This window comes from Xylophilus sp., from assembly GCA_009914555.1.
Taxonomy (GTDB): domain Bacteria; phylum Pseudomonadota; class Gammaproteobacteria; order Burkholderiales; family Burkholderiaceae_C; genus WNDY01.
On record WNDY01000028.1, the window covers coordinates 44,593 to 56,458 of the forward strand.

Here is an 11,866-nt window from a genome sequence, read left to right on the forward strand (position 1 = left end):
GGGGGTATGCTGACACAGCGCTTGTCGACCGCAGGTTGGCCAAGCGTACCCGGCTGGGTATCTGCGAGCCGCCGCAGGCGGCCCCTCGTCTTCGGCCCCTAGCCTTCAGCCCGTGTGCCCCTTACTTCTCTCCGCCGTCCAGCTTGGCGCGCAGCAGGGCGCCCAGGCTGGTGGTGCCGGCGCTTTCGCGGGCCGACTGCTGCGACAGGCTGGCAATGGCGCCCTGCTCGTCGGCCAGATCCTTGGCCTTGATCGACAGCTGGATGTTGCGGGTCTTGCGATCCACGTTCACCACCACGGCCGTGACCTCGTCGCCTTCCTTGAGCACGTTGCGGGCATCTTCCACGCGGTCGCGGGAGATTTCCGAAGCGCGCAGGTAGCCGACGATGTCGCCGCCCAGGTCGATCTCGGCGCCGCGCGGGTCGACCGTCTTGACCTTGCCGGTCACCGTCTGGCCCTTGTCGTTGACCGTCACGAAGGTCGTGAACGGGTCGCCGTCGAGCTGCTTGATGCCCAGCGAGATGCGCTCGCGGTCCACGTCCACGGCCAGCACGATGGCCTCGACTTCCTGGCCCTTCTTGTAGTTGCGCACGGCGGCTTCGCCGGGCTCGTTCCACGAGAGGTCCGAGAGGTGCACCAGGCCGTCGATGCCGGCAGCCAGGCCGACGAACACGCCGAAGTCGGTGAGCGACTTGATCGGGCCCTTGACGCGGTCGCCGCGCTTGGTGTTCTGCGCGAACTCCTGCCACGGGTTGGCCTTCGTCTGCTTCATGCCCAGGCTGATGCGGCGCTTGTCCTCATCGATTTCCAGGACCATGACTTCGACCTCATCGCCCAGCGAGACCAGCTTGCTCGGGGCGATGTTCTTGTTGGTCCAGTCCATCTCGGAGACGTGCACCAAGCCTTCGATGCCGGGCTCCAGCTCGACGAACGCGCCGTAGTCGGCGATGTTCGTGACCTTGCCGAACAGGCGCGTGCCCTGCGGGTAGCGGCGCGACACGCCGAGCCACGGATCGTCGCCGAGCTGCTTCAGCCCCAGCGAAACGCGGTTCTTCTCGGTGTCGAACTTGAGAATGCGCGCGGTGATCTCCTGGCCGGCCTGCACCACCTCGCTCGGGTGGCGCACGCGGCGCCAGGCCATGTCGGTGATGTGCAGCAGGCCGTCGATGCCGCCGAGGTCCACGAACGCGCCGTATTCGGTGATGTTCTTGACCACGCCATGCACGATGGCGCCTTCCTTGAGGGTTTCGAGCAGCTTGGCGCGCTCCTCGCCCATCGAGGCTTCCACGACGGCGCGGCGCGACAGCACCACGTTGTTGCGCTTGCGGTCGAGCTTGATGACCTTGAATTCGAGGGTCTTGTTCTCGTAGGGGGTCAGGTCCTTGACCGGGCGGGTGTCGATCAGCGAGCCCGGCAGGAAGGCGCGGATGCCGTTGACCAGCACGGTCAGGCCGCCCTTGACCTTGCCGCTGGTGGTGCCGGTCACGAAGTCGCCGGACTCCAGGGCCTTTTCGAGGGCCAGCCACGAGGCCAGGCGCTTGGCCTTGTCGCGCGACAGGATGGTGTCGCCGTAGCCGTTCTCGATCGCGTCGATGGCGACCGACACGAAGTCGCCGACCTGCACTTCGATCTCGCCCTGGTCGCTCTTGAACTCGTCGATCGGCACGTAGGCTTCGGACTTGAGGCCGGCGTTGACCACGACGAAGTTGTGTTCGATGCGAACGACTTCGGCGGTGATGACCTCGCCGGCGCGCAGCTCCTGGCGCTGCAGCGATTCGGCAAAGAGGTCGGCAAAGGATTCAGACATGAAGGTTCCTCTCCGTCGCGAGGGTTGTGCTGCGGCCACCATGAGCGAGATGCGGGGCGGTGGGCAGCGGGTGTCTGGCGACGGTGGTGGTGTGCGGCACAGCCGCGGTTGGTTGAACATCCCGTGCCACCCGGTGCGCTGGCGCGCGGAGGGAGGCGGCACGGACCGTTGTGCGGCAGCAGCTTCCTGCTATGAGGAGAAGGGCTGCCGCCCCCGCCACCATTGCAGCACCTGGCTGACGGCGTGTTCCACCGTCAGTTCGGAGCTGTCGAGCAGCAGGGCGTCCGGCGCCGGCCTGAGCGGTGCGACGGCGCGGTTCGAATCGCGGGCGTCGCGGGCCTCCAGGTCGGCGCGAAGGGCGTCGATATTAGCCGAAATGCCCTTTGAAATCAATTGCTTGTGCCGGCGATCGGCGCGGCAGGCGGCGCTGGCGGTCAGGAAGACCTTAAGCTTTGCGCCGGGAAAGATCACCGTGCCCATGTCGCGCCCGTCGGCCACCAGGCCCGGCAGGCGGCGGAAGCTCAGCTGCAGCGCGACCAGCGCCGCGCGCACCGCCGGCAGGGTCGAGACGCGGGAGGCGTTCATGCCGGCCTCCTCGGTGCGGATCGCGTCGCTCACGTCCTCGCCGCCCAGCAGGATGCGGCCGTGGTCGAAGCGCACCGGCAGGCTGCGCGCCAGCGCGGCGATGGCGGCCTCGTGCTCCGGCGCGATCGTGTGGCCGGCGCGCACCGCGGCCAGCGCGGCGAGGCGGTACATGGCGCCCGAGTCGAGGAAGTGGTAGCCCAGCCGGCGCGCGACCTGGGCCGCCACCGTGCCCTTGCCGGAAGCCGTGGGGCCGTCGATGCAGAGCACGGGAATGTCGTCCACCGGCGCCCGGGCCAACGCGAACAGCGTCTCGAAGTAGTCCGGGAAGGTCTTGGCCACGCACTTCGGGTCGAGGATGCGCACCGGTACCCGCGCCGGGTTGAACGCGGCCAAAGAGAAGCACATGGCCACGCGGTGGTCGTCGTAGGTATGCACCGCTGCCGCGCGCCAGCCGGGCGCCTCCAGAGGATACACCCGCAGCCAGTCCGCGCCTTCCTCGACCGCGGCGCCGAGCCTGCGGGCTTCGGCGGCCATCGCGGCGATGCGGTCGGTCTCCTTCACGCGCCAGCTGGCGATGTTGCGCAGCGTGCTGGGGCCGTCGGCGTAGAGCGCGAGGACGGCCAGCGTCATCGCGGCGTCCGGGATGTGGTTGCAGTCGAGGTCGATGGCTTTGAGCGGCCATGCGCCGCGCTGCACGTGCAGCCAGTTCGGGCCGCTCGCGATCTGCGCGCCCATGCGCGCGGCCGCTTCGGTGAAGCGGATGTCGCCCTGGATCGAGTCGGCGCCGACGCCTTCGATGCGGATGCCTGCCGGGTCGGCCGTGATGGCGCCCAGGCCGATGAAGTAGCTGGCCGAAGACGCATCGGCCTCGACGTGGATGCTGCCGGGCGAGCGGTAGCGGCTGCCCGCGGGGATGGTGAAGCGCTCCCAGCCTTCGCGCTGCACGTCGATGCCGAAGCGCGCGAGCAGGCGCAGCGTGATATCGATGTAGGGCTGCGAGATCAGCGGGCCTTCCACCTCGATCACGGCGTCCTGCGCCGCAGCCGCCAGCGGCAGCGCCTGCAGCAGCCCGGTGAGGAACTGGCTCGACACGTCGCCGCGTATTCTGATGGGGGTATACAGCTGCAGCGTGCCAGGGGAGAGCGCTAGCGGGGGATACCCATCGGTGTTCAGGTACTCGACCCGGCAGCCGAGCTGGCGCAGCGCATCGACCAGGTCGCCGATGGGCCGCTCGTGCATGCGCGGCACGCCGCGCACTTCGTAGCGTCCGCCGTGCAGCGTCGCCAAGACTGCCAGCGCGGCGGTCAGCGTGCGGGTGGAGGTGCCGGAGTTGCCGAGGAAGATGTCGGCTTCCGGCGCCGGGGCGCGGCCGCCGAGGCCGGTGATGCGCACCGCGCCGCCGGCGCCGTCCGCCTCCACGCCGCAGCCGATCTGGCGCAGCGCATCGAGCATGACGCGGGTGTCGTCGGAGGCGAGCAGGTCGTGCACTTCCGTCGTGCCTTCGCTCAGGGCGGCCAGCAGCAGCACCCGGTTGGAGATGCTCTTGGAGCCCGGCAGGCGCACGGTGCCCGCGGCGCTCGCGAGCGGCGGAAGGTCGAGGAAGGGGGTGTCGTACATGGCGTCGGATCGTCGTCGGTTCAGGCGGCGGGCGGTGCGCTGCGGTCCAGCGACCAGCTGGCGCGGCTGTCTCGCGCTTGGCGGATCATTTCTTCCAGGGCGGGGCCGTCGGCCCGCTCTACCGCCCGCTCGAAGGCGTGCAGCGCGGCCTGGAACTGCTGGGCCTGGGCCAGCAGCTCATGCCGGTTGGCCAGCAGCACGTCGCGCCACATCGCCGGGTCGCCCGCGGCGATGCGGCTGAAGTCGCGGAAGCCCGGGCCGGCCAGCGACAGGAATTCCCGGCCCGCCGGCTGCGCGGCGATGCCATTCATGTAGGCGAAGGCCAGCAGGTGCGGCAGGTGGCTGACCGCTGCGAAGGCCGTGTCGTGCGCCTCGGGCGACATGGTGCGCACCTGGCAGCCCACGGCTTCCCAGACGGCCTGCGCGGCATGCGCCTGGCGGGCCAGCGTCTGCTCGACCGGCGTGAGGATGGCCTGCCGGCCGCGGTAGAGGTCGGCATCGGCATGCTCCACACCGGCCACTTCGCGCCCGGCGATCGGGTGCGCCGGCACGAAGGAGCCGAAGCGGTCGCGCAGGGCCGTGCGGGCGGCGGCCACCACGTCGGCCTTGGTCGAGCCCACGTCCATGATCAGCGTCTCGGCCGTGGCCAGGTGGCGGATGGCGCGCAGCGTGGTTTCGGTGGCGGCCACCGGCACGGCCAGCAGGATCAGGTCGGCCCCGGCCGCAGCCAGCAGCGCCGACGGCGCCTCGACGTCGATCACGCCGAGCTGGCGCGCGCGCTCGGTGGTGGAGGGCGATTTGCTGTAGCCGACCACGCGGCGCACCAGCCCCGAGCGCTTGGCCGCCAGTGCGAAGGAGCCGCCCATGAGGCCGCAGCCGATGAGGCCGAGCTGCTCAAACATGATGGCTGCCGCCCGTCATGTGGTGACCGGGTAGGTGCCCAGCACCTTGTAGAAGGCGCAGAGCTGCTGCAGTTCGCCCAGCGCCTTGGCCACGTGCGGCTGGGCCGGATGGCCGTCGACGTCGATGTAGAAGTAGTACTCCCATTGGCCGGTGCGCGCCGGGCGCGATTCGAAGCGCGTCATCGACACGCCGTTCTCCTTCAGCGGCACCAGCAGGTCGTGCACCGCGCCCGGCCGGTTGGCGACCGAGATGATCAGGCTGGTGCGGTCGCGGCCCGAGGGCGGCGGCGTGTCCAGCGTCTGCGGCAGGCAGATCACGGCGAAGCGGGTGCGGTTGTAGGCCTCGTCCTGGACTGCGTGCGCGACGATGTGCAGGCCGAACTGCGTGGCCGCGCGCTCGCTGGCGAGGCCGGCCCAGGCCGGGTTGGTGGCCGCGAGGCGCGCGCCTTCGGCATTGCTCGCGACGGCGCGGCGCTCGGCATGCGGCAGATTCTTGGCCAGCCAGTTCTGGCACTGCGCCAGCGCCTGCGGGTGGGCCAGCACCGCCTCGATGCCGTCGAGCGAGTTGGACTGGCGTAGCAGGTTGTGGCGGATCAGCAGGCTGACCTCGCCGACCACGTGCGTCGGCGTGTGCAGGAACAGGTCGAGCGAGCGGGTGACCACGCCCTCGGTCATGTTCTCGACGCCGACCACGCCGTACTGGGCGCTGCCGCCGGCCGTGGCGTGGAACACCTCGTCGAAGCTCGCGCAGTAGATCAGGTCGGCCGCGCCGCCGAAGTATTCGATCGCAGCCTGCTCGCAGAAGGTGCCGGCGGGGCCCAGCACGGCCACGCGCTGCGGCGATTCGAGCGCGAGGCCGCTCGACATGACCTCGCGCCAGATCGCCGCGATGTGCAGGTCCTTCAGCGGCCCGGGGTTGGCGGCCTGCATCTTCTCGATGACGTGTGCCACGCGGTCGGGGCGGAAGAAGGGCGTGCCTTCACGCTTCTTCACTTCGCCGACCCGCTCGGCCACGCGAGCGCGGCGGTTGAGCAGGTCGAGCAGCTGCTGGTCGAGCGCGTCGATCTGCACGCGCAGCTGGGCCAGGTCGGCAGACGCCGCCGGCTCGTTGGAGGTGGGGGCTGTGCTCATGTCAGGCGTGTTCGCGCTCGAATTCTTTCAGGTAGTCCACCAGCGCCTGCACACCGGCGATCGTCATGGCGTTGTAGATCGAGGCGCGCATGCCGCCGACCGACTTGTGGCCCTTGAGCTGCAGCAGCCCGCGCGCTCTGGCGCCCGCGAGGAAGGCATCGTTGCGGCTCTCGTCGCGCAGCTGGAACGGGATGTTCATGCGCGAGCGGGCGTCGCGCGCCACGCGGTTGACGTAGAAATCGGAGCCGTCGATGAAGTCGTAGAGCAGCTTCGCCTTGGCGATGTTGCGCGCCTCGATCGCAGCGATGCCGGCGAGATCGCCCTTGTCCGTGGTTTCCTTCTGGCGCTTGAGCCACTGGAACACCAGGCCGGCGATGTAGATCGCGTACGTCGGCGGTGTGTTGAACATCGAGTCGTTCTCGGCCACGAGCTGGTAGTCGAAGGCGCTCGGGCAGGCCGGCAGCGCGTGGCCGATCAGGTCGTCGCGCACGACGACCAGCGTCAGCCCGGCGGGGCCGAGGTTCTTCTGCGCGCCGCCGAAGGCCAGGCCGACCTTCGACCAGTCCACCGGGCGCGAGGCCACGTGCGAGCTGAAGTCGATCACCAGCGGCGCATCGCTGCCGAGCGCCTTGAGGTCGGGCAGGGTCTGGAATTCGGTGCCGTTGATCGTCTCGTTGGAGCAGATGTGCACGTAGCTGGCGCCATCGCGCAACTGCCACGTGGCCGCGTCGGGGATGGAGGTGAAGTGGTCGGCTTCGGACGTCGCGGCGATGGCCACGTCGGCGTACTTGCGGGCCTCCTTCTGCGACTTCTGGCTCCAACTGCCGGTCAGCACGAAGTCGACCGCGCCGCCGCGCGAGAGGTTCAGCGGCACGATTGCGTTCTCGCCGATGCCGCCGCCCTGCAGGAACAGGATGCGGTAGTCCGGCGGCACGGCCAGCAGCTCGCGCAGGTCCGCCTCGGCGGCCTCGTAGATGGAGATGAACTCCTTGCCCCGGTGGCTCATCTCCATGACGCTCATGCCGCTGCCGTGCCAGTCGAGCAGTTCGGCAGCCGCCTGGGCGAGCACTTCTTCGGGGATCGCCGCCGGGCCGGCGGAGAAGTTGTAGGGGCGGGTCATGCGCTCATCCATCCGTCAATGAAATGCTGCCGGCGCGCGCATGCGCTGCCGGCAGCGGTCGGTGAAGCGGGGCGCAGCCTCAGGCGGCCGGCGCCTCGGTGTCCGGGCTCTCGTCGTCGTCGGCCGGCGCGGCCAGGCTCGCGTCGTTCTCGACGATGCGCTGCAGGCCGCTGAGCTTGGCGCCCTCGTCGAGCGCGATCAGCGTGACGCCCTGCGTGGCGCGGCCGAGCTCGCGGATCTCGGCCACGCGCGTGCGCACCAGCACGCCGCGGTCAGTGATCAGCATGATCTCGTCGTCGGCATGCACCAGCGTGGCGGCGACGACCTTGCCGTTGCGCTCGCTCTGCTGGATCGCGATCATGCCCTTGGTGCCGCGGCCGTGGCGGGTGTACTCGCCGATCGGCGTGCGCTTGCCGTAGCCGTTGATCGTCGCGGTCAGCACGCTCTGTTGCTCGTCCTCGGCGACGAGCATGGCGATCACGCTCTGGCCCTCGTCGAGGTTCATGCCGCGCACGCCGCGGGTGTCGCGGCCGAGCACGCGCACGTCGCCTTCGTCGAAGCGCACCGCCTTGCCGCCGTCGGAGAACAGCATCACGTCGTGCTTGCCGTCGGTGACCGCGGCGCCGATGAGCTGGTCGCCCTCGTCGAGCTTGATGGCGATGATGCCGGCCTTGCGCGGGTTGCTGAATTCGTCGAGCGCCGTCTTCTTCACCGTGCCCATCGACGTCGCCATGAACACGTAGTGGTCGGCCGGGAAGCTGCGGAAGGCGCCGGTCAGCGGCAGCACCACGTTGATCTTCTCGCCGTCGGCCAGCGGGAACATGTTGACGATCGGGCGGCCCCGCGAGCCGCGCGAGCCCGACGGTACTTCCCAGACCTTGAGCCAGTAGAGCCGGCCGCGGTTGGAGAAGCACAGGATGTAGTCGTGCGTATTGGCGATGAAGAGCTGGTCGATCCAGTCGTCTTCCTTCGTCGCCGTGGCCTGCTTGCCGCGGCCGCCGCGCTTCTGCGCGCGGTATTCGTTGAGCGGCTGGCTCTTGATGTAGCCGCCGTGCGACAGTGTGACGACCATGTCGGTCGGCGTGATCAGATCCTCGGTGGAGAGATCGAACGAACTGTGCTCTACCAGGCTGCGGCGCGCGCCGAGTTTGGTCTGGCCGAACTCGGTGCGGATGGCCGTGAGTTCCTCGCCAATGATGACCGACACGCGCTCGGGCCTCGACAGGATGTCCAGCAGGTCGTCGATCAGGGCCATCACGTCCTTGTACTCGGCGACGATCTTGTCCTGCTCCAGGCCGGTCAGGCGCTGCAGGCGCATCTGCAGGATTTCCTGCGCCTGGGTGTCCGACAGCCGGTAGAGACCGTCGCTGCCCAGGCCGAACGCGCGTGCCAGCCCTTCGGGTCGGTAGTCGTCGGCATTGATCGTGCCGCCGTCGGCGCGGGTGCGGGTCAGCATCTCGCGCACCAGCGTGCTGCCCCACGCGCGGGCCATCAGCTCGGCCTTGGCCACCGGCGGCGTGGGCGATTCGCGGATAATGCGGATGAACTCGTCGATGTTGGCCAGCGCCACCGCCAGCCCTTCGAGCACGTGGCCGCGGTCGCGGGCCTTGCGCAGCTCGAACACGGTGCGGCGGGTCACCACCTCGCGGCGGTGCTGCAGGAAGACGCTGATCAGGTCCTTCAGGTTGCACAGGCGCGGCTGGCCGTCGACCAGCGCCACCATGTTGATGCCGAAGGTGTCCTGCAGCTGCGTCTGCTTGTAGAGGTTGTTGAGGACGACCTCGGGCACCTCGCCGCGCTTGAGCTCGATCACGAGCCGCATGCCCGACTTGTCGGACTCGTCCTGGATGTGGCTGATGCCTTCGAGCTTCTTCTCGTGCACCAGCTCGGCCATGCGCTCCTGGAGCGTCTTCTTGTTGACCTGGTAGGGCAGCTCGTCGACGATGATCGCTTGGCGCTGGCCGCGGTCGATGTCCTCGAAGTGGACCTTGGCGCGCATCACCACTTTGCCGCGGCCGGTGCGGTAGCCGTCCTTCACGCCGTTGATGCCGTAGATGATGCCGGCCGTGGGGAAGTCGGGCGCCGGGATGATTTCCATCAGGTCGTCGATCGACGCTGAGGGGTTCTTCAGCAGGTGCAGGCAGGCGTCCACCACCTCGTTGAGGTTGTGCGGAGGGATGTTGGTCGCCATGCCGACCGCGATGCCGGCCGAGCCGTTGACCAGAAGGTTGGGAAGTTTGCTGGGCAGGACCAGCGGCTCCTTCTCGCTGCCGTCGTAGTTGGGGCCGAAATCGACGGTCTCCTTGTCGATGTCGGCCAGCATCTCATGGGCGATCTTGGCCAGGCGGATTTCGGTGTACCGCATGGCGGCCGCGTTGTCGCCGTCGACCGAGCCGAAGTTGCCCTGGCCGTCCACCAGCATGTGGCGCAGCGAGAAGTCCTGTGCCATGCGGACGATGGTGTCGTAGACCGCGCTGTCGCCGTGGGGATGGTACTTGCCGATGACGTCGCCGACGATGCGCGCGGACTTCTTGTACGGACGGTTCCAGTCGTTGTTGAGTTCATGCATCGCATAGAGCACCCGGCGATGCACCGGCTTCAGGCCGTCGCGTGCATCCGGCAGGGCTCGGCCCACGATCACGCTCATGGCGTAGTCGAGATAGCTGCGCCGCATCTCCTCTTCGAGGCTGATGGGCAATGTTTCCTTGGCGAACTGGGTCATGGGGGCGGCGCTGGCGGCAAAAGGCCGCCCATTCTAAGGGAGAGGGGAGATGTGGCAGTCGCGCAACAGAACTGCGGCAAAAGCGCTTTTGTCCTACGGTAGGGCCCTTGGGGCCTAGGGGTTTCATTGGTTACGTATGGCACAATGAATTCAACGTTTTTGGTGATGGTCACTGACGACGTAACTGAAATCGCAGCGCGGCTGCGGCTTTTTCCCCAAGAGGAGAACCATGAAGAAACTGAACAAAGTAGCGATGTTGTTCGCCGCTGCAGCGCTCGCCACGGCCGCCGGCGCCCAAGCCCGCGTGACCGCAGCCAACGATGGCAACGTCATCGACAACTGGCAGAACGGCACCGGCGAACTGGTCTGGAAGAACGGTACCAACGAATACTGCTGGCGCGATTCCAACTGGACCCCCGCTACTGCAGCCAAGGGCTGCGACGGTGCTCTGGTTCCCGTAGCCGCTCCCGCGCCCGCTCCGGTCGTGACCCCGCCCGCTCCCGCGCCAGCACCGGCCCCCGTTGCTCCGGCTGTGGCTTCGAAGGTTACCTATGCTGCTGATGCCTTCTTCGACTTCGACAAGTCGGTCCTGAAGCCCGAAGGCCGCGCCAAGCTGGATGATCTGGTCTCCAAGATCCAGGGTATCAACCTCGAAGTGATCATCGCCGTCGGCCACACCGACTCGATCGGTACCGATGCCTACAACCAGAAACTGTCGGTCCGCCGCGCCGAAGCCGTGAAGGCTTACCTGGTGAGCAAGGGCGTCGAACGCAACCGCGTCTATACCGAAGGCAAGGGCGAGAAGCAGCCGGTGGCTGACAACCGCACCAAGGAAGGCCGCGCCAAGAACCGCCGCGTGGAAATCGAAGTGGTCGGTACCCGCGCTACCCGCTGATCTTCATTCGGCTCACGCCGAATTCAAAAAGGCTCCCGCGAGGAGCCTTTTTTATTGGCTGTGACCCACCCTAGCCAGCGTTGACACATTTGCCTCCAAGAAAGGGCACATGTGATGGATTGAAGTTGTCCCGGTTCCCCGGACGGTTATCGGCTTGATTCTCAAGCCGGGATTGGATCTTCCTCGTTGATCTCGGTTGCCACTTGCACCTCGGCGACGACGCGGTGCTCGAACTCCTCAGGCGAGTGATAGCCCAGCGCCGAGTGGCGCCGGCGCGGGTTGTACCAGCCCTCGATGTAGCTGAACAACGCCGCCTTCGCCTCCACCTTGGATCGGAAGCTGCGTCGCTCGATCAACTCGCATTCGAGCGTCGCAAAGAAGCTCTCAGCCATGGCGTTGTCGTACGCGTCACCTACGCTGCCCATCGATGGGCGCACGCCCATCTCAGCGCACCGTTGCCCGAACGCCAAGCTGGTGTACTGGGTGGATTCAACCGGTCGTCGCAACACCGGGTTGAGCCGCGGATTTTAGGTAGTCATTTAAAGCCTCAGCCGGTGTCCTCCAGCTCAAGGTTTTGCGTGGTCTGTTGTTCAAGGTGGTGGCCACAGCCTGAAGCTCTGGCTCACCCCATCGGCATAGGTCTGTACCCTTGGGGAAGTACTGTCGCAGCAGGCCGTTCGTGTTCTCGTTGGTGCCACGCTGCCATGGACTGTGCGGATCAGCGAAGAAGACCTTCACGCCAGATTCGATGGTGAACCGCGCGTGGTCGGACAGTTCCTTGCCGCGATCCCAAGTCAACGAGTGGCACAGTTGGCCAGGCAGCGTGGCCACTGTCCTCTTGAGCGCATTGGCCATAGTGACGGCGCCATATCCTGCCAGTGGGGGGCCATTCTTTGTGCGGGGAGTCAGTCCGTAACCTGCTTCACGAGGCAGATGCACGAGCATGGTGAACCGCGTAGAGGGGCTGTCAGTATTTCTGTGTGTGAGGCGGTTGGTGAACTGGTTTCTGGCTGTTGATCTATCAGGCCCCTGCCAGGCCGCCGGAGGCCCCCCCGGTTGGCCCATGGACCCATGGCTCAGCCCCTCA

At 67.5% G+C, this 11,866-nt stretch carries 7 protein-coding genes and 2 pseudogenes; 1 reads left to right on the forward strand and 8 read right to left on the reverse strand.

Features of this window, described 5'->3' with window-relative positions; all coding sequences use genetic code 11:
* Positions 1–121: 121 nt before the first annotated feature.
* From rpsA to gyrA, 6 genes are all read right to left on the reverse strand, one after another.
* Positions 122–1,807 carry a 30S ribosomal protein S1 gene (gene rpsA / locus GAK38_RS13540; protein ID WP_325344936.1) on the reverse strand — a complete coding sequence of 562 codons (1,686 nt, stop codon included), beginning with the start codon at positions 1,805–1,807 and terminating at the stop codon, positions 122–124.
* A gap of 189 nt (positions 1,808–1,996) precedes the next feature.
* Positions 1,997–4,009, reverse strand: a complete 2,013-nt coding sequence (locus tag GAK38_RS13545; protein ID WP_325344938.1) for a bifunctional 3-phosphoshikimate 1-carboxyvinyltransferase/cytidylate kinase — start codon at positions 4,007–4,009, stop codon at positions 1,997–1,999.
* 20 nt (positions 4,010–4,029) lie between these two features.
* Positions 4,030–4,911: a prephenate dehydrogenase gene (locus GAK38_RS13550; protein ID WP_325344940.1), complete on the reverse strand. Its 882-nt coding sequence runs from the start codon at positions 4,909–4,911 to the stop codon at positions 4,030–4,032.
* 15 nt (positions 4,912–4,926) lie between these two features.
* Positions 4,927–6,042, reverse strand: a complete 1,116-nt coding sequence (gene pheA / locus GAK38_RS13555; RefSeq protein WP_325344942.1) for a prephenate dehydratase — start codon at positions 6,040–6,042, stop codon at positions 4,927–4,929.
* 1 nt (position 6,043) lies between these two features.
* A complete protein-coding gene (serC, locus tag GAK38_RS13560; protein WP_325344944.1) occupies positions 6,044–7,162 on the reverse strand; it encodes a 3-phosphoserine/phosphohydroxythreonine transaminase in 1,119 nt (372 codons plus the stop codon).
* A gap of 79 nt (positions 7,163–7,241) precedes the next feature.
* Positions 7,242–9,884, reverse strand: coding sequence for a DNA gyrase subunit A (gene gyrA / locus GAK38_RS13565; RefSeq protein ID WP_325344946.1), 2,643 nt, complete (start codon positions 9,882–9,884; stop codon positions 7,242–7,244).
* A 229-nt stretch (positions 9,885–10,113) separates the two neighbouring features.
* Here gyrA and ompA point away from each other — a divergent pair, with 229 nt between their 5' ends.
* Entirely contained in the window at positions 10,114–10,779 is a 666-nt protein-coding gene (ompA, locus tag GAK38_RS13570) for an outer membrane protein OmpA (protein WP_325344948.1), read from the forward strand.
* Between the two features lie 161 nt (positions 10,780–10,940).
* Here ompA and GAK38_RS13575 read toward each other — a convergent pair.
* Positions 10,941–11,264: pseudogene (locus GAK38_RS13575) on the reverse strand (transposase); the annotation flags it as partial.
* Between the two features lie 4 nt (positions 11,265–11,268).
* Positions 11,269–11,739: pseudogene (locus tag GAK38_RS13580) on the reverse strand (IS30 family transposase); the annotation flags it as partial.
* Positions 11,740–11,866 lie beyond the last annotated feature (127 nt).

Coding starts and splice junctions, on each gene's coding strand:
- pheA (WP_325344942.1), bottom strand. CDS start 6,042: ATGAGCACAGCCCCCACCTCCAACGAGCCGGCGGCGTCTGCCGACCTG.
- serC (WP_325344944.1), bottom strand. CDS start 7,162: ATGACCCGCCCCTACAACTTCTCCGCCGGCCCGGCGGCGATCCCCGAA.
- GAK38_RS13545 (WP_325344938.1), bottom strand. CDS start 4,009: ATGTACGACACCCCCTTCCTCGACCTTCCGCCGCTCGCGAGCGCCGCG.
- ompA (WP_325344948.1), top strand. CDS start 10,114: ATGAAGAAACTGAACAAAGTAGCGATGTTGTTCGCCGCTGCAGCGCTC.
- rpsA (WP_325344936.1), bottom strand. CDS start 1,807: ATGTCTGAATCCTTTGCCGACCTCTTTGCCGAATCGCTGCAGCGCCAG.
- GAK38_RS13550 (WP_325344940.1), bottom strand. CDS start 4,911: ATGTTTGAGCAGCTCGGCCTCATCGGCTGCGGCCTCATGGGCGGCTCC.
- gyrA (WP_325344946.1), bottom strand. CDS start 9,884: ATGACCCAGTTCGCCAAGGAAACATTGCCCATCAGCCTCGAAGAGGAG.